The 24712-nt window shown below is 71.1% G+C and carries 21 protein-coding genes; 9 read left to right on the top strand and 12 right to left on the bottom strand.

The genetic code is table 11. From position 1 onward, the window contains the following. Positions 1-156: 156 nt before the first annotated feature. The 3 genes from ACFY3D_RS14375 (at position 157) to ACFY3D_RS14365 (ending at position 3051) form a co-directional block, all read left to right on the top strand. A complete protein-coding gene (locus tag ACFY3D_RS14375; protein ID WP_389979254.1) occupies positions 157-1104 on the top strand; it encodes a FecCD family ABC transporter permease in 948 nt (315 codons plus the stop codon). A 67-nt stretch (positions 1105-1171) separates the two neighbouring features. Beyond that, positions 1172-2224: a FecCD family ABC transporter permease gene (locus ACFY3D_RS14370; RefSeq protein ID WP_389979251.1), complete on the top strand. Its 1053-nt coding sequence runs from the start codon at positions 1172-1174 to the stop codon at positions 2222-2224. Next, on the top strand, positions 2221-3051 hold the full coding sequence (locus ACFY3D_RS14365; protein WP_389979248.1) for an ABC transporter ATP-binding protein: 831 nt from the start codon (positions 2221-2223) through the stop codon (positions 3049-3051). The genes ACFY3D_RS14370 and ACFY3D_RS14365 overlap by 4 nt, the downstream gene beginning before the upstream one ends. A 54-nt stretch (positions 3052-3105) precedes the next feature. Here the strand turns inward: ACFY3D_RS14365 and ACFY3D_RS14360 are convergent, their stop codons facing one another. The 3 genes from ACFY3D_RS14360 to ACFY3D_RS14350 are packed head-to-tail and all read right to left on the bottom strand — an operon-like array spanning position 3106 to position 5150. Next, on the bottom strand, positions 3106-3765 hold the full coding sequence (locus ACFY3D_RS14360) for a response regulator transcription factor (RefSeq protein ID WP_362903743.1): 660 nt from the start codon (positions 3763-3765) through the stop codon (positions 3106-3108). Then, the gene (locus ACFY3D_RS14355) at positions 3753-5012 is read right to left on the bottom strand and encodes a sensor histidine kinase (protein WP_389979245.1); all 1260 of its coding nucleotides are present in this window, start codon (positions 5010-5012) and stop codon (positions 3753-3755) included. The genes ACFY3D_RS14360 and ACFY3D_RS14355 overlap by 13 nt, the downstream gene beginning before the upstream one ends. Continuing rightward, a complete protein-coding gene (locus ACFY3D_RS14350) occupies positions 5013-5150 on the bottom strand; it encodes a hypothetical protein (protein WP_350945403.1) in 138 nt (45 codons plus the stop codon). On the opposite strand from ACFY3D_RS14350, the gene ACFY3D_RS14345 reads away from it, so the two are divergent. Next, a complete protein-coding gene (locus ACFY3D_RS14345) occupies positions 5149-5418 on the top strand; it encodes a hypothetical protein (protein ID WP_389979242.1) in 270 nt (89 codons plus the stop codon). The two genes, ACFY3D_RS14350 and ACFY3D_RS14345, sit on opposite strands and share 2 nt — an antisense overlap. Positions 5419-5514: 96 nt before the next feature. Here the strand turns inward: ACFY3D_RS14345 and ACFY3D_RS14340 are convergent, their stop codons facing one another. Further along, positions 5515-6567 (bottom strand): AraC family transcriptional regulator, encoded by a 1053-nt coding sequence (locus ACFY3D_RS14340; RefSeq protein WP_389979239.1) that lies wholly within the window; start codon positions 6565-6567, stop codon positions 5515-5517. Positions 6568-6741: 174 nt separating this feature from the next. Here ACFY3D_RS14340 and ACFY3D_RS14335 point away from each other — a divergent pair, with 174 nt between their 5' ends. Then, positions 6742-7557 carry an NAD(P)H-binding protein gene (locus tag ACFY3D_RS14335; RefSeq protein ID WP_389979236.1) on the top strand — a complete coding sequence of 272 codons (816 nt, stop codon included), beginning with the start codon at positions 6742-6744 and terminating at the stop codon, positions 7555-7557. Between the two features lie 263 nt (positions 7558-7820). Here the strand turns inward: ACFY3D_RS14335 and ACFY3D_RS14330 are convergent, their stop codons facing one another. From ACFY3D_RS14330 to ACFY3D_RS14300, 7 genes are all read right to left on the bottom strand, one after another. Beyond that, positions 7821-9332, bottom strand: a complete 1512-nt coding sequence (locus tag ACFY3D_RS14330) for a ricin-type beta-trefoil lectin domain protein (RefSeq protein ID WP_389979233.1) — start codon at positions 9330-9332, stop codon at positions 7821-7823. Between the two features lie 179 nt (positions 9333-9511). Next, a complete protein-coding gene (locus ACFY3D_RS14325; RefSeq protein WP_389979230.1) occupies positions 9512-10354 on the bottom strand; it encodes a hypothetical protein in 843 nt (280 codons plus the stop codon). Next, on the bottom strand, positions 10354-11325 hold the full coding sequence (locus ACFY3D_RS14320) for a MerR family transcriptional regulator (RefSeq protein ID WP_389979227.1): 972 nt from the start codon (positions 11323-11325) through the stop codon (positions 10354-10356). The genes ACFY3D_RS14325 and ACFY3D_RS14320 overlap by 1 nt, the downstream gene beginning before the upstream one ends. A gap of 107 nt (positions 11326-11432) precedes the next feature. Beyond that, positions 11433-12077 (bottom strand): SRPBCC family protein, encoded by a 645-nt coding sequence (locus ACFY3D_RS14315; protein ID WP_389979224.1) that lies wholly within the window; start codon positions 12075-12077, stop codon positions 11433-11435. Between the two features lie 234 nt (positions 12078-12311). Continuing rightward, positions 12312-13670 carry an AI-2E family transporter gene (locus ACFY3D_RS14310; protein WP_389979221.1) on the bottom strand — a complete coding sequence of 453 codons (1359 nt, stop codon included), beginning with the start codon at positions 13668-13670 and terminating at the stop codon, positions 12312-12314. A gap of 141 nt (positions 13671-13811) precedes the next feature. Then, on the bottom strand, positions 13812-15026 hold the full coding sequence (locus ACFY3D_RS14305) for a hypothetical protein (RefSeq protein ID WP_389979219.1): 1215 nt from the start codon (positions 15024-15026) through the stop codon (positions 13812-13814). Between the two features lie 110 nt (positions 15027-15136). Next, positions 15137-16654, bottom strand: coding sequence for a dolichyl-phosphate-mannose--protein mannosyltransferase (locus ACFY3D_RS14300; protein ID WP_389980034.1), 1518 nt, complete (start codon positions 16652-16654; stop codon positions 15137-15139). 195 nt (positions 16655-16849) lie between these two features. Here ACFY3D_RS14300 and rsmI point away from each other — a divergent pair, with 195 nt between their 5' ends. Both rsmI and ACFY3D_RS14290 read left to right on the top strand, forming a co-directional pair. Further along, positions 16850-17704 carry a 16S rRNA (cytidine(1402)-2'-O)-methyltransferase gene (gene rsmI, locus ACFY3D_RS14295; protein ID WP_350950451.1) on the top strand — a complete coding sequence of 285 codons (855 nt, stop codon included), beginning with the start codon at positions 16850-16852 and terminating at the stop codon, positions 17702-17704. 54 nt (positions 17705-17758) lie between these two features. Beyond that, positions 17759-19288 carry a dolichyl-phosphate-mannose--protein mannosyltransferase gene (locus ACFY3D_RS14290; RefSeq protein WP_389979216.1) on the top strand — a complete coding sequence of 510 codons (1530 nt, stop codon included), beginning with the start codon at positions 17759-17761 and terminating at the stop codon, positions 19286-19288. Here the strand turns inward: ACFY3D_RS14290 and ACFY3D_RS14285 are convergent. Next, positions 19236-20921 carry a hypothetical protein gene (locus ACFY3D_RS14285; protein ID WP_389979213.1) on the bottom strand — a complete coding sequence of 562 codons (1686 nt, stop codon included), beginning with the start codon at positions 20919-20921 and terminating at the stop codon, positions 19236-19238. The genes ACFY3D_RS14290 and ACFY3D_RS14285 overlap by 53 nt on opposite strands. 194 nt (positions 20922-21115) lie before the next feature. Between ACFY3D_RS14285 and ACFY3D_RS14280 the strand changes: the two genes are divergently transcribed. Both ACFY3D_RS14280 and metG read left to right on the top strand, forming a co-directional pair. After that, on the top strand, positions 21116-22384 hold the full coding sequence (locus tag ACFY3D_RS14280) for a glycosyltransferase (protein WP_389979210.1): 1269 nt from the start codon (positions 21116-21118) through the stop codon (positions 22382-22384). A gap of 308 nt (positions 22385-22692) precedes the next feature. Continuing rightward, complete coding sequence (gene metG, locus ACFY3D_RS14275) at positions 22693-24474, top strand: methionine--tRNA ligase (RefSeq protein WP_350950206.1); 1782 nt, start codon at positions 22693-22695, stop codon at positions 24472-24474. The last annotated feature ends 238 nt before the right edge of the window (positions 24475-24712 follow it).

The raw sequence follows: 24712 nt of genomic DNA, 5'->3' as shown, positions 1-24712 counted from the left end.
TTCGTTTGGTGTTTCTCCCCGACCCGCCCCGCCGGGCCCCCCCCCCCGCCATTCCCACCCACCCCCCCCCCCCCCCCCCGCCGCCCGCCCCCCCCCCCGCCCCCCCGGCCCCCCCCCCGCGTCCGGGTCCTGTGGCTGCTCGTCGCGGTCCTGGTGATGGCGGTGCTCGCGGTGGCCTCCGTCGCCCTCGGCTCACGCGACGTCGCCTGGACCGACGTCTGGGCCGCTCTCGGTGGCGCCGACGACTCCCTCGAACAGGCGGCGGTCGCCAAGCGCGTACCGCGCACCCTGCTCGCGATGGTGATCGGCGCCGCGCTCGGTCTCGCCGGCGGCGTCATGCAGGGCGTGACCCGCAACCCGCTGGCGGACCCGGGGATCCTGGGCGTCAACATGGGCGCGTCGCTCTCCGTCGTCACCGCCGTCGCGTTCTTCGGGCTCACGTCGCCGACAGGGTACGTCTGGGTCGCGATGGCGGGCGCCGCCGTCGCGGCCGTGTTCGTGTACACCGTCGGTTCCCTCGGGCGCGGCGGGGCCACCCCCCTCAAACTCGCGCTCGCCGGGGCCGCCACGTCCGCGGCTTTCGCGTCCCTCGTCAGCGCCGTCGTCCTGCCGCGCAACGACATCGCGGAAAGCTTCCGGCTCTGGCAGATCGGCGGGGTCGGCGGCGCATCGTACGAGCGGATCTGGCAGGTCCTGCCGTTCCTCGCCTTCGGCTTCGCCGTGTGCCTCCTGTCCGCACGGGCACTGAACTCGCTCGCCCTGGGCGACGAACTCGCGGCCGGACTCGGCGAGCGCGTCGCCGTGATCCGGCTCACGGCCGCTCTCGGCGCCGTCGTACTGTGCGGCGCGTCGACGGCCGTCGCCGGGCCGATCGGATTCGTCGGACTCGTCGTCCCGCACGCGTGCCGCCTCCTCGTCGGCGTGGACCACCGCTGGCTCCTGCCGTTCTCCGCACTGGTCGGCGCCTCGCTGATGACCGCGGCCGACGTCGTCGGCCGCGTGGTGGCGCGCCCCGCGGATGTCGAGGTGGGCATCGTGACGGCGCTGATCGGAGCCCCGTTCTTCATCCACATCGTCCGCCGTCAGAAGGTGCGTGACCTGTGAGCGAGCGTAGCGAGCGAGCCGGTGAACACGGCGGAGCCGCCCTCGCGGCTCCGGCGAAGGAGCAACCATGAGCGTCTCCTTCACCACCAGGCCGCACGTCGCCCAAGCCGTCGCCCGCGGCCGTCGTCGGCGTGCCTCCCGCCGCCGCCTCGTCATCGTGACGCTGGCGGCGCTCGTCGTCACCGGGTTCGCCGTGACCCTGATGGCCGGGCAGACGTTCTACCCGCCCCGCGACGTGGTGCGCGTCATCCTCGGCGAGCAGGTTCCGGGTGCGTCCTTCACGGTCGGACGGCTCCGGCTGCCGAGGGCCGTCCTCGCCGTGGCCGCGGGCTTCGGCTTCGGCCTGGCCGGTGTCACCTTCCAGACGATGCTCCGCAACCCGCTGGCCAGCCCCGACGTCATCGGCATCAGCTCGGCGGCGAGCACCGCGGCGGCCATCGCGATCGTGTCGCTGTCCTTGAGCGGGACGCAGGTGTCGGTCCTCGCCATCGTCTCCGCCCTCGCCGTCGCGCTGCTCATCTACTCCCTGGCGTTCCGGGACGGCGTCGTCGGCACGCGGCTCATCCTGATCGGCATCGGGATCGCCGCGATCCTCGAAAGCGTCACCTCCTACGTCCTGTCCCAGGCCGCCGAATGGGACCTCCAGGAGGCCCTGCGCTGGCTGACCGGTAGCCTCAACGGCACGAGCTGGGCACAGGTTCTCCCCGTGCTCGTCGCGCTGGTCGTCCTCACCCCGGTCCTGCTGTCCCAGGGGCGCGACCTGTCGACGATGCGGCTCGGCGACGACACCGCCTCCGCTCTCGGGGTCCGCGTCGAACGCACCCGCGTCGTAGTGATCGTCGCCGCCGTCGGCCTGATCGCCTTCGCCACGTCGGCGGCAGGGCCGATCGCGTTCGTGGCGTTCCTGTCCGGCCCCATCGCGGCCAGGCTCGTCGGCGCCGACGGCTCCCCGCTCGTACCCGCCGGGCTCGTCGGTGCCCTCCTGGTCCTCGTCGCCGACTTCGCCGGCCAGTTCGCGTTCGACACCCGCTATCCCGTCGGTGTCGTCACCGGTGTCCTCGGCGCGCCGTACCTCGTCTACCTGATCGTCCGCACCCATCGAGCCGGAGGCTCGCTGTGACCGTCTCCCACTCCCTCGCGGCCGAGGGGCTCACTCTCGGCTACGGCGACCGCGTCGTCGTCGAATCCCTCGACCTGATCGTGCCACCCGGTGAGATCACCGTCATCGTCGGCGCGAACGCCTGCGGGAAGTCGACACTGCTGCGCTCCCTGTCCCGGCTGCTCAAGCCCCGCGAGGGGCGTGTCGTCCTGGACGGCAGGGAGGTGCACCGCATGCCCGCCAAGGAACTGGCCCGCACGCTCGGCCTGCTGCCCCAGTCGCCGGTCGCGCCGGAAGGCATCACCGTGCTCGACCTCGTCGGCCGCGGACGCCACCCCCACCAGGGGATCTTCTCCCGCTGGAACGACGGGGACGACGCCGCCGTGGCGGACGCCCTGGAGGCCACCCAGACGACGGACCTCGCCGACCGGTCCGTCGACGAGCTGTCCGGTGGCCAGCGCCAGCGGGTCTGGATCGCCATGGCGCTCGCCCAGCAGACCGACCTGCTCCTCCTCGACGAGCCCACGACCTTCCTCGACGCCAGCCATCAGATCGAGGTCCTCGACCTGCTGACCGACCTGAACCGCACCCGCGGCACCACCGTCGTGATGGTCCTGCACGACCTCAACCTCGCGGCCCGCTACGCCGACCATCTCATCGCCCTCGCCAACGGCCGCCTGCACGCCTCCGGCACCCCGGCCGAGGTCCTGACCGAAGACAGCGTCCGCGCCGTGTTCGGGCTCGACAGCCGCATCATCGAAGATCCCGTCTCCGGCCGTCCGCTGATGCTCCCCATCGGCCGCCACAACGTCCGGCCGCGGTCCGCCTCGTCCCCGGACCACATGTGACGGACACCTCTCTGACCACCTCGTTGACCACGCGTGGGCCGGAACGGCCAGTGGTCAGGCTCGGCGCTGGGCGTCCTCGAGATAGCGCAGGACGGCGGTGACGCGCCGGTCCGCCCGGTCCGCGGGCGCCAGGTCGAGCTTCGCGAAGATGCTGCGGATGTGCTTGTGGACGGCGCCGTCGGTGACGAAGAGCCTCTCGGCGATGGCGGTGTTCCCCAGTCCTTCGGCCATCAGGGCGAGGACGTCGCGTTCGCGGGGACTGAGGCGCTCCAGCCGGTCGTCGGACCGGGTGCGGGCGAAGAGCTGCGCGACGACCTCGGGGTCGATCGCCGTGCCTCCCTCCGCCACTCGGTGCAGCGCGTTCAGGAACTCGTCGACGCGTCCGACCCGCTCCTTGAGGAGGTATCCGAGGTGGGCGCTGCCCTGGGCGAGCAACTCGGTGGCGAAGGCCTGTTCGACGTACGCGGACAGCACGAGCACGGCCAGGCCCGGCCTGCGGCGCCTCGCCTCGACGGCCGCGACGATCCCCTCGTCGGTGTGGGTCGGCGGCATCCGGACGTCGACGATGGCGACGTCCGGCTCGTGGGCGTCGACGGCGGCGAGGAACCCGTCGGGGTCGGCGGCGGTGGCCACGACGTCGAGCGACTCCGCGCGCAGCAGCAGCGCGAGTCCTTCGCGCAGGAGCGGGTCGTCCTCGGCGATCACGATCCGCATGGCAGGCTCACCTCAAGGACGGTGGGCCCGCCGGGAGGACTGGTCAGCATGAGCGTCCCATCATGTGCTTCGGTACGGCGGCGGATGCCGACGAGCCCCGACCCGCCGTGCTCGTCGGCTCCCCCGCGGCCGTCGTCGGTGATCTGAAGGTGTAGCCGGTCATCGCGGCGGCGGACCCTGACGGTGGCGTGCCCGGCGTGGCTGTGCCTGGCGATGTTGGTGAGCGCCTCGGCCACCACGAAGTAGGCGGTGGCCTCGACGGAGGCGGCGCAGCGGCTGGGAAGGTCGGCGTCGAGCTGGCAGGGCACCGGGCAGGTGGTGACCAGCCCGGTCAGCGCGTCGACGAGGCTCCGGTCGGTCAGCACCGGAGGCAGGATGCCGCGGGCGACCGCGCGGAGCTCGGCGAGCGCCTGCTCGGCGGCGTCCTGGGCACGGTCGAGGATGGCCTCGGCGCCGGACGGGTCGCGCGCCAGCGCACGGCGGGCCGCGCCGAGCAGGACGGTGACGGCGACGATCCGGTTCTGGGTCCCGTCGTGCAGCGACCGTTCGATCCGCCGCAGTTCGGCGGCGTGCGCGTCCAGCGCCGCCGCGCGGGTCGCGGTGAGCTGCGCGACCCGCAGCGCGAGGTCGGCACCCGGCCCGGCCGACAGGAGCCGCCGGCCGGGCCACGCCTGCAGCCGCGCCATCCCCGGGATGAGGAGCACGGCGAGGACGATCCACCCCAGGCCGAGCAGGCTCACCCCGAGGGCACCGGGCAGGTCCCGCACGGTCCAGAGCCCCATGGCCGAGGTGGCCGCCTCCTCCGGGGGCAGCAGCCGCCACCACAGCGGGAAGGTGGTGTTGGTCACCGCGCTGAAGAAGATCGTGAGACCGGCCAAACCGAGGAACAGCCCGAGGGTCGAGTGGACGACCACCCAGCCCAGCTCCCGGTGCGTGGCCGGATCGGTGAGGGCGGCACGCAGGCCGGACGGCACCGGCCCCGGGCCGATGATCTCCGGCCCCCAGCGGGAGAGCCTCGCGCGCTCCCGGTCGGCGACGGCCCGCAGCCCGCGCAGCGCGGTGGGTGCCAGAAACACGCCCACGCCGACGAGGCAGGCGAGCGCGGTGGCGGCGAGCAGCAGGAGGGCGACGAGGGCGAGGACCGTGGTGCCCAGCCCGCCGACGAGGTGTTCGAACGCGTCCAGGACGACGCGCGCACGGGCGAACACCGCGGACTTGCGGCCGGCCGGGGACTCGTGGATCGGCATTCACACCTCCTCGGCCAGACGATAGGGCACCGTTCTGGACGCCGTCAGGTCGCGGGCCGAGAAGTACAGCCTGCTGTACCTCGCCTGTCTCGTCGGCGGGATCGCCGGGAGCGGCGGCGGTTCGTAGCGTCGGAGCATGACGAACGGTTCGACCGAGGAGCACACCGTGACCGACCCATCCCACCACGTTTCCGACACCTTCGAGACGCCGCCTTCGACGCGCCCCGCCGACACCCGGGGCGGCGTGGTGCGGCCCGTGCTGTGGGCTCTGCTGATGGTCGGCGTGGTCTGCAACATCGTGACCTCCACCTCCGACCTCAACGTTTTCATCGGAATCGGGTTCGGGACGATCGTCCTGGCGTGTGCCGCCGCGCTGGTCACCCACCACTACCGGCACCGGCGCTGACGGGCGCCGGGGACGAGGGGGCGAACACCGCGCCGTTCGCCTCCGGCCCGGAAGGCAGGCCGTCTCCGGGACGCCGCCCCGGACGCAGCCTCCGTCTCAGGGAGAACCGGGCAGCCCGGCGCTCGCCGCCTCTCCGGCCCGGACGGCGACGCCGTCGCGATAGACGCTCGGGCTCACGCCCAGGACGCGCTTGAACGCCGAGCTGAAGCCGAACGCGTCGGAGTAGCCCACCCTGCGCGCCACCGTGGCGACCGTCGCGGCGGGTTCGGCCAGCATGTCGGCGGCGAGCGCCATCCGCCACTCCGTCAGGTACGTCATCGGCGGCTCGCCCACGAGTTCGGTGAACCGCCTGGCCAGGGTGGTGCGCGACACGCTCGCGGCGGTGGCGAGGGAGGCGAGCGTCCACGGCCTGGACGGGGCCTCATGGATGGCGCACAGGACCGGGCCGACCACGTCGTCGTTCAGCGCGGTGTACCAGCCGGGACTCACCGCTTCCGGCCGGTCGAACCAGTCGCGCAGCGTGCACACCAGCAGCCAGTCGAGCAGCCGGTCCAGCACGATCTGATGTCCCGGGCGACCGGAGAGGAGTTGCGCCTCCAGGTAGGCGCCCATGCTGCTGCAGTCATGATCGTCCGGTACGACGAGCACGGGGGGCAGCACCCGGACCAGGCGGCGGGCCACCTCGCCGTTCACCCGGTACGACCCCGCCAACAGGATGGTCTGGCTCAGGTCTCCGGCGACGGCCCTTTCAGGGGAGACCTCCCGGGCAGGGTGCGGTGTGCCGGTCTCCGCGACAACGGAAGACCGCGACGTGCCGGTTTCCGTGGGGACCGCCGAGGGGCGCGGTGCGCCGGTGCTCGCTGGAACGGAAGGCTGGGGTGTACCGGTGTCCGCGAGGACGAGCGGCCGGGGTGCGTCGGTGTCCGCGACGACGAAGGGCTCCGGCCCGCGCACGATCGCCGCCTCGCCAAGTCGCACCTGCCGGGCGTCGTCTCCCCGGACGATCCACCCTTCGCCGCGCAGGGGGACGAGGAGTGTCAGAGAGGGACCGTCGGCGAACCTGAGCGCCCACGGCGGCGACAGCACCGACGCGCCGAAGACGGCCCCTTCGCCGCGAACCCCCCGCAACAGGTCGTCGTACGGGTCCATGGCGCCCACGATAACCGGACGATCGCACGGGTGCGGCGCACGCCCGGGGGCCACGACGGGACGATCGGATCAGGGCGGCCTGCGTCCGGGGTGCCGCGACGACGGGACGATCGGACAGGTGCGGCGTACGTCCGGCCATGTGCGGGCGGCTCCCCGCGCGGTTGGCTCTATGACATGAGAGAGATCCTGATTCTGGGCGCGACGGGCAAGACGGGCCGCCGGGTGGTGCGGCGACTGCGCGCGGAGGGGGAGCGGGTGCGGCCCGCCTCCCGTTCCAGCGAGGTTCGCTTCGACTGGTCCGAGCCCGCCACCTGGGAGAACGCGCTGCACGACGCCGAGGCGGTATACCTGGTGGCGCCCGACGACCCCACCCCGATCCGCGACTTCGTCGAGAGCGCCACGGACGTCAAGCGTTTCGTGGTGCTGTCCGGTCGGGGCATGGACCTGGTCGGCGAGGACTTCGGCCAGGGCATGGCCGCAGCGGAGCGGGCCGTCCGCGACTCGGGGGCGGAGTGGACGATCCTGCGGGCGAACAACTTCAACCAGAACTTCGACGAGGACCTGTGGCACGCGCCGCTGCGGGCGGGGAGGCTGGCATTGCCGATCGGTGAGGTGCCCGAGCCGTTCATCGACGCCGACGACGTCGCCGCGGTCGCCGTGGCCGCGCTGACGGGGGACGGGCACGCGGGGCTGACGTACGACCTGTCGGGTCCGCGCGGCGTGACCTTCGGCGCGGCCGTCGAGATCATCGCGCGGGCCGCGGGCCGGTCCATCGAGTACGTCGAGCTGACCCCGGAGGCATACCGGGCCGAACTGCTCGCGGAGGGATATCCGGAGGTCGCGGCCGACGCGCTGAACACCCTGTTCGCCCTGCACCGCGCCGGTCACACGGCCGAGCCCGTCGACGGGGTCGAGCGGGTGCTCGGCCGTCCTCCCGTCGCGTTCGAGGACTACGCGGCCCGGGTCGCCGCCACCGGCGCCTGGGTGTGACCTCCCGGCAAGATCGTGGTGTCGGGTGGCCGGTGCGGTGGGGGCGCGCACCGGGTGTCCCCACCGCGCACCGCCGGACACGCGGTGGGGACTTCCGTCGCGCGTCCGGCGGTGGGTGAAACGGCGCGGTGCCGGGGCGTTGCCGGGGCGGTGAGAACGCTTACCGCCTCGGCGGTGCCCCACTGAGAACCGGTGAGAACGCTTACCGTCCCAGTGGTGTCTCGGTGAGAACGCTTATCGCCCCGGCGGTGTCCCGCGGGTGGTCAGCCTCGTCGCCACTTCTGGTTGGCGCCGCCGTTGCACTCCCATTGCTGCAGCGGGGTTCCTCTGCCGCCGAAGCCGGTGACCTCCACGCACTTGTTGGCCTGCGGGTTGACCAGGTCACCCGCGCCGCTGAGGACGAACTGCTGCGCCGGGTTGCCGCTGCAGGTGGCGAGCTGGATGGCGGCGCCGTTGGCGGTGGAGCCCCAGGCCACGTCCATGCAGAGGCCGAAGGCGCGGACGGTGCCGTCGCCGGGGAACGTCCAGTTCTGCGCGGCGGTGCCGTTGCAGTCCCACAGCTGCAGGCGTTGCCCGTCGGCGGCGTTGCTGCCGGGTACGTCGATGCACCTGTCCTGCCAGCCGATGAGCCGTCCGCCGCCCCCGCCGGTGGTGGTCAGGGTGAGGCCGTACGCGCCGAGGATCTCGTTGACCGGCTGGTAGAAGGTGGTGCCGCCGGTCGAGCAGTTGCCGGAGCCGCCGGAGGTGACGCCCTGGGCCTGGTCGCCGGTGATCCAGGCGCCGCCCGAGTCGCCGCCCTCGGCGCAGGCGCTGGTCCGGGTGAGCCCGTGGACAAGGGACCCGGAGTAGTTCACGGTCACATTCTTGGCCTGGATGGTGCCGCAGCGCCAGCCGGTGGTGCGCCCGGACCGGCAGATGGAGGAGCCCACCACGGCTTCCCGGGAGCCCGCCACGGCGACGTTGCCGCCGCCGTAGTTGTTGACCCACGGGCGGGGTGTCCAGTTTCCGTTGGTACGGACCCAGGCGTAGTCGTTGTCGGGGAACGACGAGCCGGCGAAGGTGCCCTGGCTCACGTTGTTGTAGCCGAGGGTGGGGTTGCCGGTGCGGCCGCAGTGCCCGGCGGTGACGAAGCCGCCGTTGTTGACCGCGAAGCCCACCGAGCAGAGCGTGTTGCCGTTGATGACGTACTGGTCGCCGCCGCGGATGTCGTACAGGGGTTTGGGCGCCTCGCCGACGGAGATCCGCACCTCGGCGGCGTCGACGGCGCCCGCCCTGACGAAACGTTCGGCGGCGGCGCGGTCGGCCGCCGACACCGCCACGGTGTTCGCGGCGACGTCCACGTACCAGCTGTGGACGTCCTTGCCCGCGGAGTCCGCGACTCGGTCGAGCGCGGCCTTCGTGGTGGCCAGTTGCCTCTCACTGCGTGGCACGGACACCGGCAGCGCGCCCGCCGCGCGGACGAGGTCGGCGTCCTCGCGGTTCAGGACGCCGACGCTCAGCCGCCCTTCGCCGGGGGTGAACCACGCGCCGGCGAACCGGTCGGCGAGACGGGTGCGAAGCTGCCGCTCCACCACGGCCGCCCCGGCCTCGTGGGCCTGGCGGACGCGGGCCTGTGTGGGGGTGAGGCCGAGGTCTCGCCGCAGTGCCTGTTCGGCCGTGGCCGCCTTGGACGGGTCGGGAGCGGGGTCGGGTATCGCGGCGGCCTGCGCGGCCGGGGACGGGACGACGAGCGCGGCGGCGAGTACCGCCACGCTGGTCAGCACGGTGAATCTCACGACTGGTCCTTGAGGGGTGGGGGGAGGGGGACGAGGCGTGAGAGCGCTCTCTCGAAAGAAACTTTACATTTAAGGCAAGGTAAGTCAATACAAGATCTGACGCGATCTGACTGAACATGACAGGAAAGCGTGCCGTCTCGGCACGGCCCGGCGCCCGATACGGACGGGGTGCGCGGGGATCAGGGAGCGCTGTGGTGCGGGGAGGGTCGCAGGGCGCCCAGCAGCGCCTCGGGGGTGTCGGTGAAGAAGCGGATCGTGGTGGCCTCGGCGCGACCGCCGAGGGGACGGACCACGGTGACCGGCTCGGTCAGCTCGATGACCACATTGGTCTGGGAGGACACCACCACGCTGAGCCGCCGGTCCGCCACGGTGATCATGCCGCTCTCGTTGTAGTTGCGCGACAGCCGCACCGAGGAGATCAGCTGACGGGGGACGCGGAGGTCGAAGTACATGCCGTAGCGGACGCGCAGCTCCTCGGTGGTCACCACGTGGGGCCGGGTGACGCAGGCCGCGATGATCATCAGCACGTAGACGACCCCGTAGGCGTCGGCCACCAGCACCGCGAGGCGCACCCCGTACGGCACGCCCAGCGCCCGCAGCAGCAGCTCGATCCCCACCGTCTCCACGACCAGCACCGACAGCAGCACCAGCTGGACCGACGTCTGCTCCCGGGTGTACGGCGCGGCGGTGGCGCCGGGCGGCACGCCGTCGCGGCGGCGCGTGATCCACAGGAAGGCGCTCACCATCCCCTTCAGTTCGAAACCCACGAGCCTGCGCACCGGCAGGGGAACCAGGAGGTGGAAGGTCGTCCGGAGCGCCGCCCGCCGGTCGGCGCCGCCCCGGCGTTCGGCCCTGAACAGCCGGTACGCGGTCACCGCCTCCAGGACGAGCATCGACGCGACGATCAGCTCCGCCACCACGATCACCGGCCCTGGCAGCGGCACCCCCGCCACGAGCAGGATCACGAACAGCATCTCCATGGGGATCACGGCGAACAGCGCGGCGCGGGCGATCCCGAGCATCAGGCTCTCTCCTTGAGAGTCGTCATGACCAGCTGGAGCACCTCGGCCTGGGCGGGAGACAGTTCGACGTGCATCGTCTCCAGCCACCGCCCGCCGTCCACGCGTTTCGCGGGACCTGAGCCGGAGCCGAGGCCGGGGGCAGGGGCGGGACCGGGGGCGGAGCCGGGACCGAGGGGGGAGCCGGGACCGCCGCCGGGTGAGGAGCCAAGGCCGGATCCGGAGGCGGGACGGGAGCCGGGAGCGGAGTCGGCACCGGGGCCGGGACGGGGATTCGGACCGGGGGTGGGGCCGGAGCCGGGTGGATGCGAGCGCTCGGGGTCCGGGGCCGGCTCCGCGATCATCACCGCGGCCATCTCGCCGGGGATGTGCGCGACGAGATCGGCGGCGAGTGCGGCGACGCGGGGATCGCCGGGCTCCGCGTCCGCGAGCTCGTCCAGCCGCCGGTAGAGGTCGTGTGCCCGCGCGAGCGCCTCGGGCTCGGTGAGAGGGCGCAACAGGTCGAGCACCCGTGCCCGGTCCGGCTCCTCGGCCACGGTGTCCATCAGCGCGAGCAGCTCACGGTCGATCTCGGCGGACCTCGACCCCGGGGCGGACAGGTCGCGCAGCACCGCGGCCATGCCGGGGGAGACCATCGTGTCGGGATGCGGGTCCGCCTCGGCGAGCAGGGCGGCGAGCCTTTCCCGCCTGGCACCGATCGCCTCCTGCTGCCTGGCCAGGTCCGCGTCCAGTTCCAGGAGCACCTCGCGAAGTTCCCTGCCCCGGTCGTCGGCGAGGATGTCGCGGATCTCGTCCAGCGACAGGCCGAGTTCGGCGAGCCGTCGCACCCGGGCGAGGACGACCGCGTCACGCAGCCCGTACTCCCGATAGCCGTTGTTCAGGCGCAGGGGCTCGGGGAGAAGACCCAGGTGGTGGTAGTGGCGCACGGTCCGGGTGGACACCCCGACCAGCGCGGCGAGCTCGCCGATCCGCATGCCCTCATTAGAAACGTTGACGCTACGACAAGGTCAAACCCGCGATCACGCGAAACCCCCGGCCGAGACGCTCGTGAGGTCCCGGCCGGGGGTTGAAGTCCGGAGGTTCAGAGCTCGCCGCTCTCGATCGCCTGCTTCATCGCCGCCTGGGTCGCCTCGTGGGAGGCGACGCCGTTCTGGAGTACGAAGTCGATCAGCGTGCTGTCCGCGTCGAAGGTGAGGTACTCGGTGACCTTGGTCTTTCCTCCGGAGAGCGCCTCGAAGACGATCTTCTGGTGGGTGACGACGTTGGGCATCGTCCAGCTGTCGGTCTCGTAGTAGAGGGCGGCGGGGTTGATGCGCTGCTGCGCGTGCGTGTTGATGACGACGGTCGAACCCTCGTAGGGGAGCTCCTCGACCGCGGTGAAGTCGATGTGGCGCTTGCTGCCCTGCCAGCGGTCCTTGTGGGTGACGACCCGCTTCAGGAACGAGTGCATGCCGAGGTGGTTGTTGATGTTCGAGTACGCGGGGAACACCCGGTTGACGGGGGCGTCGATCGTGATGGAGATGCTGTTCTGCGCCCGGCTCCGTCCCGATCCCGGGAGGGGCGGCGTGTTCTTGTAGAACTGGTAGGTGTCCCATGCGGTCTGCCACTCGGCGGCGAGCTGGGGATCGCTCTCCGGAGTGCTCGCGTGGGCGGGGGCCGAGAGGGTGGTGAGAACGAGGGCAGCGGCGAGCAGCTGGGCCGCGAGGAGTCGAAGACGCTTCTTCACGTATACCCCAAAGGGGAGACAGTAGGTGCAAGTGATCTTTTATCGCATGTTGTTGTGATCTAGGTACTTTTGCGACGAAGAAGCGAAAAAAACTTTTTTGTGATGTTGTGTGCGGATGAGGGGCAGGCGTACCTCGACGGTGAGGGCTCGTGACCTCCCGATCCGCGTGCGGGAGAGGCCGACGTGGCTCCTTCGCGCCGGTCAGATGCCGGTCAGGTGCCGGTCGGGTGCCGATCAGGTGCGTTCCTGCCGGGGCAGGACCACCTCCCGCAGGATGAGCAGGACGGCCGCGGCTATCGGGATGCCGAGCAGCGCGCCCACCACGCCGAGCAGCGCGCCCCCCAGCAGGGCGCCGACGATCGTGGCGAGCGGCGGCACGTCGACCGAGCTCTTCATCACGGCCGGGGCGATCCAGTAGTTCTCGATCTGCTGGTAGATCGTGAAGAAGACGATGCAGACGATCCCGACGGTCGGAGAGACGAAGAATCCCACCAGGGAGGCGATCCCCGCGCCGATGAAGGCGCCGACCAGCGGGATGAGGTCGGTGATCGCGACGATCAGCGAGAGCGCCAGGGCGTACGGGACCTGCATGATGCTCAGGAAGATGAAGGTCGTCACACCGGCGATGAGCGAGATGATCAGGTTCCCGGCGACGTATCCGCCGATGCTGTCGATGATCTGGTCACCGAGCAGGGTCGTGCGGACCCTGCGGCTCCGGGGGACGAGGCGGTAGGCCAGCTTCTTGAGCGACTTCAACGAGCCCAGGAGATAGAGCGTCAGCACCAGCACCGTGAGCGAGTTGAAGACCGCCCCGATGAGGACCGACCCGATGCCGAGCACACCGCCGAACATCTGGGTGCCGAAGTCGCCGCTCGTCACGTACGTCTGAAGCTTCTCCAGCAGCTGGAAGCGCTGGTCCAGATCGCGGATGACCGGGTTGTTCTGCAGCTCCTGGACGTACTGCGGGAGCTGCTCGACGAACTGGGTGGACTGCGTGGTCAGTGGGGGGACCACGGCGAGGCCGAAGACGACGAAGACGAGGATGACGCCCAGGAAGACGAGGGTGATGGCCCACACCCGGGGGACGTTGCGCCGCTGGAGGACCTCGACGGCCGGGTTCAGGCCGATGGCGAGGAAGAGCGAGACGACGATGAGGACCAGCACCGAGCTCGCGGTCGCGATGGCCTGCACCAGCCACCAGGCGGTGAGCACCCCCAGGGCGGCGGTGAAGCCGAACACGAACGGGTTGTTGCTCATCGAGCGCCCGGGACGGCCGAACGGGAGGTTCGGGGTGATCCCTGATGACGGCGCGGCGTCGGGGGACGCGGCCGCGCCGGGGGGCACGGTGACCGCGCTCGCGGGGCCGCCGGGAACAGGACCACCGGGAACGGGACCGTCGGCATCCGCGGGCGGGGCGGCGGGCAGGACCAGAGGGCCCGCGGAGGTCAGGATCGGCTCGGACGAGCCGGATTCGCCGGCTCCGGCCGATGACGCCGGGACGCCTCCCGTGCCCGTCTCCGTCGACGGAACGCGGGGGGCGGGCGGGGATGTTTCCGGCGCTGTGGCGCGGTCAGCGGAGGTGGGCTCGGACACGCGCTGCCACTGCCCGTTTCCAGGAAGGTTAGTCGGTCCGCGACCGCCATATTTTCCCTGGTCGCCGTACGGTTTCGAGCACGAAGGGACACCGGGGGCCGCGGGGGCCACAGCGGCCTCTGAGGGGTGCTGAGGGCGTCGTCAGGTCATGTTGACGTACTGGCGGGGGCGCAGGGCGTGGTTGCGGAGGGCGGCGAGAGCGGCGGAGCGGCCGGCAGGGGTGAGACGGCCGTCGACGCGCAGGCCGAAGGCGTCCAGGCGCCTGCCCAGCTCGGCGAGCGAGGCGTCGACCTCCAGGGCCTGCCGCTCCGTGCAGTCGATCACGGCGGTGACGTGGTCACGGTCGGCGGGGGCGCCGTCGGCGAGCAGCATCAGCGCCACCTCCCTGGCCGAGGCACGGAAGCCGTTCTCCCCCGGCGAGGGGGCGAGCAGGGCGGCGGCCGCGGCCTCCCAGAGCAGGTCGGTGTCGCCGAGCAGGCGCTCGCCCGTCGAGGTGGTCACCAGGCGCCTTCCGGTCTGGCGTAGCGCGCCCATCCGGTCCTGGGCCACCTCGCGGACGGCCGCGAGTTCCGCGCCGCTCCAGGTGCTCTCCGCGAGCACGGAACGGGCGAGGTTGTGCCGCTGGGTCAGCGGGATGCCTTCCGGGCGGAGCCCCACGGTCAGCAGCCAGCGCAGCGCCCCCAGATGGGCCTCGTCCGGTGCGGGGATGGGCGCGTGTAAGCGCACCTCGAAGGGCTGGGCGAGCTCGCGCCAGGCGGTGCCCCGGCCGAGGACCCAGCGGTTGAGCCGCTCGCCCTGGACCCGGTGCAGCCAGTTGTCGCCGCCCAGTTCGGGGCGGGGCGTGGTGAGCCAGCGGCTGGTGAGCCTCCGCCGCTCGGCCGGACGGGGGACGAGCTCACCGGAGACGATCGCCAGCTCCAGTGCGGCCGAGCAGGCGCCGTGCGCGCCCAGCTCCTCCGGTCCCATGATCGAGCTCCACCGCAGCTCGGGCACGTCGGGCGGGAGCACACCCGTCGCGTCCAGGGCCGACTGGTACGCGGCCATCCCCGCGTCCTCGCCCAGGCGGGCGTAGGTGCGCAGGATCTGGGTGGTCGTGGACGACGAGCAGAGGGCGGCGTAGCGCTCAAGGCCGCCCAGCCGCAGCAGCAGGCCCAGCGCGCGGGCGATCGCGGGGCGGTCGCCGGTGACCTTCGAGGGCAGGGTGTACCAGAGAAACTCGCACACGTTGAGCTCGCTGATCGTCTCCAGCGGCTCGCCGCCGGTCAGCCAGTCGATCGCGCTGCGGGCGTGCTCGGCGGAGGCGGGCTCGGAACGCTCCAGCTCCGACAGGAGGGCGGCCACGTCCGGTGCAGGCATGCTTCGCAGTCTGCCGTATGCGGGCCTGCTCTGACGATGAACGTGACGTAATGGATCCTGCACGGTGCCTACCCTAGGAAATGTCTTCTAAGTGGCTCATACGCGGACGCTCAGATCCAGCCCTTCTTGAAAAGCATCCGTGAACTCCACTCGGCGTACGGGATGATCTCGGCGGTGAGCACCGGGTAGAGCCACCAGAAGTTGACGAGCGCCAGCAGGGTGAAGGCGCCCACGACCGCGGCGCCGACGGTCCGGCGTCCCTGCGGGGCGCTCGCCGGGCCGAGGATCAGCCCGGCCGCGAGCACGATCGCCAGGATCATGAAGGGGACCATGGGGATCGCGTAGAACAGGAACATGGTCCGGTTGTCGGCGATGGCGTAGTAGAACCAGGGGAGCCAGCCGGCGGCGTAGCCGACGAGCACGGCTCCGGCCCGCCAGTCGCGGGTGGCGACGTACCAGGCGATCATGGCGATGAGGGCCGCGAGCCCTCCGTACCAGATGACCGGCGTGCCGACCCCGAGGACGGCCTGCGAGCAGGTGTCGGTGCCACAGCCGCCCTGGGGACTCTCGTAGAAGAACGCCACGGGGCGTAGCAGCAGCGGCCAGCTCCAGGGGTCGGACTGGTAGTTGTGCGGGGTCGCCAGGCCGGTGTGGAAGCCGAGCACCTGGAAGTGGTAGCTCAGCCAGGAGCGCAGCGAGTCGAAGACGAAGAAGGCCGGCCCGTGCGAGGTCGCCTGGACCCAGTTGCGGCCCCAACCGCCGGCGGAGGCGAACCAGCCCGCCCAGGAGACGACGTAGACGGCGGCGGGCAGCAGGGCGGTGGTGAGCACCGCGCCGGTGAGGTCCTTGCCGAAGGTGCCGGCGTACGGTCTGCGCAGGCCGATGGCTCGGCGGGCTCCGGCGTCCCACAGCAGTGACATGATCGCGAAGGCGATGAGGAAGAAGACGCCCGACCATTTGACCGCGCAGGCCGCGCCCAGGCACAGGCCGGCCGCGATGCGCCAGGGCCTGGCGCCCAGGCCCGGGCCGTGGTCGCTGAGGGGTGAGGTCTCGTACCAGGTGACCAGGCGTTCCCTGGCCCAGTCGCGGTCGGCGACCAGGCAGGCGAAGGCGGCCAGCACCCAGAACATCAGGAAGATGTCGAGCAGGGCGGTGCGCGACAGGACGAAGTGCAGGCCGTCGAGGGCGAGCAGGAGCCCGGCCAGGCAGCCGAGCATGGTCGAGCGGGTCATCCGGCGGGCGACCCTGGCCAGGATGAGGATGGACAGCACCCCGACCACGGCTCCGGCGAACCGCCAGCCGAACGGCGTCATCCCGAAGATCTGCTCGCCCAGGCCGATCATCCACTTGCCCAGCGGCGGGTGGACCACGTAGGAGGCGCACTTGTCGATCTCGTTGGGCGCGCAGTCCTGCCAGATCGCGGTGCTGCCGTCCATCAGGATCTTGTCGGCGTCCTTGACGACGTTGTGCTCGGCACCGAAGTTGATCAGTGCCCAGGCGTCCTTGGCGTAGTACGTCTCGTCGAACATGATCGCGCGCGGGTGACCGAGGTTCGTGAAGCGCAGGATGCCCCCGAACACCGCGACCAGCAGCGGGCCCAGCCAGCCCCACAGGGCGCCGCCGGGCATCGGCGGCACCAGCCGGTCGCGCACCGAGCCCTCGTGCCCGCCGGACGGCTGGGGCTCGGGCTGCTCTGACGCCTGGTTGGTGAAGTCGGTCACGGCCACTCCGACATCGTACGGTCCCCCCACCCCCTCCAGCCCAGAGAAAACCTGTCAGATGTCTAATTCGAGAGCTTCTTCCCAGGCTGGGGGCGATCAGGAATGCGGGAGGATGAAACGGTGAATGAAAACGGCAGGCTTGTGCTGGCAGGGGCTCCGATCGGGCAGGCGGGCGACGCCTCGCCCCGGCTGCGGCTCGCGCTGGAGAGTGCCGACGTGGTCGCGGCGGAGGACACCAGGAGGCTGCGCCGCCTCGCGGGGGAGCTGGGCGCGGAGATCGGCGGCCGGGTCGTCTCCTACTACGACGCCAACGAGGCCGGACGTGCCGCCGAGCTCCTCCAGGCACTCCAGGACGGCAAGACCGTGCTGATCATCACCGACGCGGGCATGCCCGGCGTCTCCGACCCCGGTTACCGCCTCACCCACCTCGCGGTCGAGGCGGGGGTCACGGTCACCTCGCTGCCGGGTCCGTCCGCGGTGACCACGGCGCTCGCCGTCTCCGGCCTGCCCAGCGACCGCTTCTGCTTCGAGGGCTTCCCGCCGCGCAAGTCCGGTGAGCGCTCCCGCAGGCTCTCGGCCCTGGCGGAGGAGGAGCGCACGATGGTCTTCTTCGAGGCGCCGCACCGGCTGCACGCCGCGCTCGCGGCGATGGCGGAGGCGTTCGGCGCCGACCGCCGGGCGGCGGTCTGCCGGGAGCTCACCAAGACGTACGAGGAGGTGCGGCGCGGCGGTCTCGGGGAGCTGGCCGAGTGGGCGGCCGGGGGCGTCAGGGGGGAGATCACGGTCGTCGTCGCGGGATACGCCGGGCAGGCCCTGCCGCCGGTGATCGAGGACCTGGTCGGTGAGGTGGCGCGCAGGGAGGAGTCGGGGGTGTCGAGGAAGCAGGCGATCGTGGACGTGGCGAAGGCGGCGGGCATCCCAAAACGCGATCTTTATGATGCTGTCCATCGAGGCTGATTTATCACCATAATTGCCCGAATGGGATTGATACGGGATCGCCTCTTACCCCCCATGCGGGGAAGCGTGCTCTGGGGGTGGCTGGGACCGTCGCTGGTCGCGGCGTTCGGAGGGATCCTGCGCCTCGTCGATCTGGGCAGGCCGCGCGCGGTCGTGTTCGACGAGACGTACTACGCCAAGGACGCCTGGGCGCTGATCCACCACGGGGTGGAGCGGGCCTCGCTCGGCACCGTGGAGGACCCGGTCGCCGACCGCATGATCATCGCGGGGAAGACGGACTTCCTGGTCAAGTGCACGCCGCCGGAGGCCGACCCCTGTCCCCTCTACGTGGCCCACCCGCCGCTGGGCAAGTGGATGATCGGCGTGGGCGAGCAGATCTTCGGGATGACGCCGTTCGGCTGGCGGTTCGCCGGAGCCGTGGTCGGGGTGCTATCCATCCTCATCCTGGCCAGGGTCGCCCGCCGGATGACCCGCTCGACCATGCTCGGCTGCCTGGCCGGGCTCCTGCTCGCCCTCGACGGCCTGCACTTCGTCCTGTCGCGCACCGCCCTGCTCGACATCTTCCTGATGTTCTGGGTGCTGGCCGCCTTCGCCTGCCTGGTCGCCGACCGCGACTGGGCCAGGGAACGCCTGGTCACCTGGTACGAGACCTCACCCCTCAGCGACCACGGCCCGGGCCTGGGCGCCAGGCCCTGGCGCATCGCGGCCGGCCTGTGCCTGGGCGCGGCCTGCGCGGTCAAATGGTCGGGCGTCTTCTTCCTCATCGCCTTCGCGATCATGTCACTGCTGTGGGACGCCGGAGCCCGCCGAGCCATCGGTCTGCGCAGACCGTACGCCGGAGCGCTGAACCGGGATCTGACCGGCGTCGTGCTGGTGATGGGCCTGCTGCCCGCGGTCACCTACGTCGTCTCGTGGGCGGGCTGGTTCGCCTCCCCGCTGGGCTGGGGCCGCAACTGGGTCCAGGCGACCTCGCACGGGCCGGCCTTCTTCGTCTTCGACTCGCTGCGCTCCTGGCTGAGCTACCACTTCCAGGTGCTCGGCTTCCACACCGGCCTGGCGACCCCGCACAACTACGAATCCGACCCCTGGACCTGGCCGCTGCTGCTACGCCCCGTGGCGTTCCACTATCCGCCGGACAAGACCGGATGCGGCGCCGACAGCTGCGCCGAGGCGGTGCTCGGGGTCGGCACCCCGGTCATCTGGTACGGGGGCCTGGTCGCCCTCATCGCGATGATCGCCTGGTACGTCGCCACCCGCGACTGGCGGGCCGGAGCCGTGCTCGTCGGCTACGCCGCCGGCTGGCTCCCCTGGTTCTACTGGGCGATCGCCGACGGCCGGACCATGTATCTCTTCTACATGATCCCGATGGTCCCCTTCATGATCCTCGCGCTCACCCTGGCCGCCGGGCTGATCATCGGAAAGGCGGACGCCGCGCCCAACCGCAGGGCGGTGGGGGCCGCGGTCGTCGGGGCCTTCACGCTCCTCGCACTGATCAACTTCGGATGGCTCTACCCGGTGCTCAGCGCCGAGCTCATTTCGCACTCCCAGTGGTGGGCGCGGATGCTGTTCCGGAGCTGGGTGTGACGGGACCGGGCAACGCGGCGGGATCGGGGATGATCGTGACCGGGCCGCCCGTACCGGGACCGCTCTCGGCCGGGTCGCCTGTGACACCGTTCGCGACACCGCCTGTGACACCGTCTGTGACACCGCCGCCCGTGGTGGCGTCGCCCAGGGCATCCGATGCGGCGCCGGATGTGACGCCGTCGGGGGTGACGCCGTCAGGGGTGACGCTGCCGGGGGCGACGGCGGCGGGTGCGGCGGTGACGGGTCCCGAGAACCCGTGGCGCAGCGAGATCGCCGCCGCCATGCACGCCAGCGGAACCGCGGGCAGCAGGTAGCGGTAGTCGAACTCGGCCGTCGCCGCCGGTGCCAGGATGAGGCCGAGCGAGGCGAGCCACGGCAGCAGCACCGGCCCGCCCAGCTTCCGCCAGCGCACCGCCACCCCGACCAGTCCGACCAGGAGCAGCCCGCCGAGCACGATGCCCGGCAGCCGGACGACCCGCTGGTACGCCTGCAGGAAGCCGGCCCACGGATCGGTGACATCGGTGCCGATCACGCGCAGCTTGCCCTGGATCTGCGCCGTCCGCAGGCCCGGATCGTACTTCTGCGCGTCGGTGTCGGTGCTGCCCCGGTACGACGACCAGGCGGGAAGGATCTTGTTCTCCGGCAGGAACTCGTACTGCCGGTAGGTGTTGAAGTCGGGGAAACGCGGCCGGCCCCAGTGGAAGGCGCGGAAGAAGTCACCGGCCACCAGGCTGAGATAGTCGAGCGGCTGGGACAGGATGGCCCGCTGGGCGAACGCGCCCGCGGTCTTGTTCGTCTCGGGGGTGAACGTGCTGCCCACCCCGAAGGCGTGGAAGCGCTGACCGTTCTGCGCCCACCAGAGGTATTTCTGGCCGGAGAAGCCGCGCTGGCCCGGCGGCGCGCTGATGCACAGCAGCGCCAGCTCCAGCTCCTCGCGAGGGTCGACCTTCATTTTCCGGCAGTCGGCGAACAGCGCCGTCCGCATGTAGAGGATCGCGCCGTCGCTGTTGGTCATCGCGAAGTTGCCGTGCGCGGACGCGAACCAGGCCATGTATCCGGTCACGGGGAGCGCGCACGCGACCACCATGGCCGCGATCGTCTTCCAGGCCGTGCGCTTCACCATCAGGTAGATCACGACCAGCACGAGGATCGGCAGGCCGATCGACCGGGTGAGCGCGGTGAGGGCGAGCAGCAGCCCGACCACCGCGCCGAGCCGCCAGGACATCCGCCGGTGCCAGAGCACCAGCGTGATCACACCCACGACGAGCAGCATGAACATCGCGTCGGACATGATCAGGTGTTCGAGCTGGATCTGGTACGCGTCGAACAGCACCGGCACCGCGGCGAGCGTCGCCCCCCAGCCGGGCAGCCCGAACCTCACCCGCAGCAGGGAGTAGATCAGCACCGCGACGCCCAGGCCCATCAGGTGCTGGACGAAGGCCACCAGCGCGAAACTCTGCAGCGGCCGCATCAGCAGGAGCAGAAAGGAGTAACCGTTCGGTCTCAGGGCACTGGGACGGTCGGGGTTCACCGCCCCGGAGACATACTCGTAGGAATCGTTGAACCACTGGGCGGGGCCGTACCCGAGCATGGTGACCACACGCAGCACGAACGCCAGCGCCAGGGCGGTCACGAAGACACGATGCCGATAGAGAAACGCCCATAGGCGAGCGACCCGGTCGGGCGGAGGCACGTCCGGGCTAGGGCGGTCGGCGACGGTCACCATGCACTACAGGATGCCAGTCGTTTCAGGGAGTTGACCCGGGCAGGGGACCGCAGAGGGCATCATGGTGAGATTGGCCTGTGCCGTGAGTGAAGGGTTGAGACGTGGAACTGACCGTGGTCATGCCTTGCTTGAACGAGGCGGAGACCGTGGAGACCTGCGTACGCAAGGCGCTCGCCTGCATGCGGGAGCACGGAATCGACGGGGAAGTCCTGATCGCCGACAACGGCAGCACGGACGGCTCACAGCAACTCGCCAGGGAGGCCGGGGCCCGCGTCGTGCACGTCGACGCGAAGGGGTACGGCAACGCGCTGATGGGGGGGATCCGCGCGGCGCGCGGTCGCTACGTCATCATGGGCGACGCCGACGACTCCTACGACTTCACCGCCCTGCTGCCGTTCGTCGAGCAGCTCCGTGACGGTGCCGACCTGGTGATGGGCAACCGCTTCAAGGGCGGTATCGCGCCGGGCGCCATGCCCCCGCTGCACCGCTACCTGGGCAACCCGGTGCTCTCCTTCATCGGCCGGCTGTTCTTCCCCAGCGCGATCGGCGACTTCCACTGCGGCCTGCGCGGCTTCCGGCGCGACTCCATCCTCAAGCTCGGCCTGCAGACCGGCGGCATGGAGTTCGCCAGCGAGATGGTGGTCCGCTCGACGCTGTCCGGGCTGGACGTGCGCGAGGTGCCCACCACGCTGTCGCCCGACGGCCGCTCCCGCCCGCCGCACCTGCGCTCCTGGCGCGACGGCTGGCGCCACCTGCGCTTCCTGCTGCTCTACAGCCCGCGCTGGCTGTTCTTCATCCCCGGCCTGGTCATGATGACGATCGGCCTGGTCGCGGGCGCCGCCCTCACCTTCGGCCCCGTCTACATCGGCAAGCTCGCCTTCGACGTCGACACCCTGGTCGGCGCCTCGGCCATGGTGGTGATCGGCTTCCAGGCGTCCCTGTTCGCCCTGTTCACCAAGGTGTACGCGGCGGAGGAGGGCTTCCTTCCCGAAGACAGGAGGGTGCGCAAGCTCGTCGACATCGTGAGCCTGGAGAAGGGCCTGATCGTCGGCGGCCTGCTCGCCCTGGGGGGTCTGGGCGGCCTGGTCGCCTCACTGGTCCACTGGCAGACGCGCAGCTTCGGCCCGCTGATCCCCTCGGAGTCGCTGCGCATCGTCGTGCCCTCGGCCACCGCGCTGATCGTGAGCTTCCAGACGATCTTCGCGTCGCTGTTCATCAGCATCCTGGGCATCCGCCGTACGAGGGAGACGCCCATCGACGTGGCCGCCTCCGCCGCCGAGGAGGCCGCCGAGGCCGTCAGCCGCGCCGCCGCGGGCGAACCGACCACCCCGGCCGAGGACGCCAGCCCGGTGTCGCCGCGGCTGCCCTGAGCCGAACCGGCCGACGCCTCCGGTGAGGGCTGGCCGCGCCGTGGCCGTCCCGGACGCCACGGCGCCCCGGGAGAACCGCTGTCCCGGACGTCATGGCGGTTCGGGGGGAGCTGCTGCCTCGAACGTCACGGCGGTTCGGGAGAACGGTCGTCCCGGACGTCACGGCGGTCCGGAGGAGCGGCTGTCTCGAACGTCACGGCGGTTCGGGAGAGCGCGGGCTCCGCGGCGGCGGCGACTTCGGGAAAGCGGAGGCCTCCAAGAGGCATGACGGCACCAAGGACCTCGGCCGCGTCCCTTAGGCTTGCACCATGTCCCAGCACATCCTGACCGCGGTCGCCTGGCCCTATGCCAACGGCCCCCGCCACATCGGGCACGTCTCCGGATTCGGCGTGCCGTCCGACGTCTTCAGCCGCTACCAGCGGATGGCGGGCAACAAGGTCCTCATGGTGAGCGGGACCGACGAGCACGGCACCCCGATCCAGGTTCAGGCCGACAAGGAGGGCCTCACCGCCCGCGAGCTCGCCGACCGCTACAACAGGGTGATCGTCGAGGACCTCCAGGCGCTGGGGCTCTCCTACGACCTGTTCACCCGGACCACCACGGAAAACCACTACGCGGTCACCCAGCAGATCTTCAAGGGACTCCACGACAACGGCTATATCTTCCCCCAGACCACGATGGGCGCCATCTCGCCCTCCACCGGGCGCACCCTGCCCGACCGCTACATCGAGGGCACCTGCCCGATCTGCGGTTACGAGAGCGCCCGTGGCGACCAGTGCGACAACTGCGGCAACCAGCTCGACCCGATCCAGCTGATCAACCCGGTGAGCAAGGTCAACGGTGAGACGCCGGACTTCGTGGAGACCGAGCACTTCATGCTCGACCTTCCCGCGTTCGCCGAGGTCCTGGCGTCGTGGCTGCGCTCCAAGGAGGGCGACTGGCGGCCCAACGTGCTGAAGTTCGCCCTCAACATGCTCGGCGACATGCAGCCCCGCGCGATCAGCCGCGACCTCGACTGGGGCGTGCCGATCCCGCTGGAGGGGTGGAGCGACCAGACCAACAAGCGGCTCTACGTCTGGTTCGACGCGGTGATCGGCTATCTCAGCGCGTCCATCGAGTGGGCCCGCCGCTCCGGCGACCCCGACGCCTGGCGCCGGTGGTGGCAGGACCCCGAGGCCCTGAGTTACTACTTCATGGGCAAGGACAACATCGTCTTCCACGCGGAGATCTGGCCGGCGATGCTGCTCGGCTACAACGGCCGGGGTGCCCGCGACGGCGAGCCGGGCGCGCTCGGCGCGCTGAACCTCCCCTCCGAGGTCGTCTCCAGCGAGTTCCTCACGATGGAGGGACGCAAGTTCTCCTCCTCCCGCCAGGTGGTCATCTACGTTCGCGACTTCCTGGAGCGCTACGACGCCGACGCGCTGCGCTACTACATCGCCGTGGCGGGCCCGGAGAACCAGGACACCGACTTCACCTGGTCGGAGTTCCTCAACCGCAACAACGGCGAGCTGGTGGCGGCCTGGGGCAACCTGGTGAACCGCTCGATCTCGATGGCCGCCAAGAACTTCGGGGTCATCCCCGAGGCGGGCGACCTCACCGACGCCGACCGCGCCATGCTGGAGCGCAGCCGCGAGGCATTCCCGAAGGTCGCCGTCGAGTTCCAGCACTGCCGCTTCAAGAACGCGACGAACGAGGCGTTCGAGGTCATCCGCGAGGCCAACCGATACCTGGCCGAGCAGGAGCCCTGGAAGATCAAGGACAATCCCGAGCGGGTGAAGACCATCCTGCACGTCGCCCTGCAGGTCGTGGACGACGCCAAGACGCTGCTCACCCCGGTCCTGCCCAACTCCTCCAACAAGATCTACGCGATGCTCGGCGGCACCGGGGTCTGGTCGGGAATGCCGGAGATCCACGAGGTCACCGACGACGACGGCCGGACCTACCCGATCATCACCGGCTCCTACGAGGGCGCCGCGCGCTGGGAGTCGTCCCCGATCCGGGTGGGCTCCCCGCTCGCCCCGCCGACCCCGCTCTTCGTCAAGCTCGACCCGAAGATCGTCGAAGAGGAGCTGGCCCGCCTGGGCGAGTAGGGCGGGTCTCGCGGTTCCTGGGAAACGTGGTTCGCCGGACGTCCCGCGGCGTGTCGGGACGTTCTGTGACCCCTGTGAAGCGTGTGACCCTCAGGACGTCCGGCGATCGGTTGTGAAGCGCGTGGTTCGCCGGACGTGCCCCCCCCCCCCCCCCGGGGCGGGGGGGGGGCGGGGGCGGCCGGGGGGGGGGGGGGCCGCCGGGGGGGGGGGCCCCGCCCCCCCCCCCCCGGGGGGCCCC

This window comes from Streptosporangium sp. NPDC000509, from assembly GCF_042898365.1.
Taxonomy (GTDB): domain Bacteria; phylum Actinomycetota; class Actinomycetes; order Streptosporangiales; family Streptosporangiaceae; genus Streptosporangium.
The sequence above is the reverse complement of the archived record's forward strand: the minus strand, read 5'-3'. Positions and strand labels throughout refer to the sequence as shown.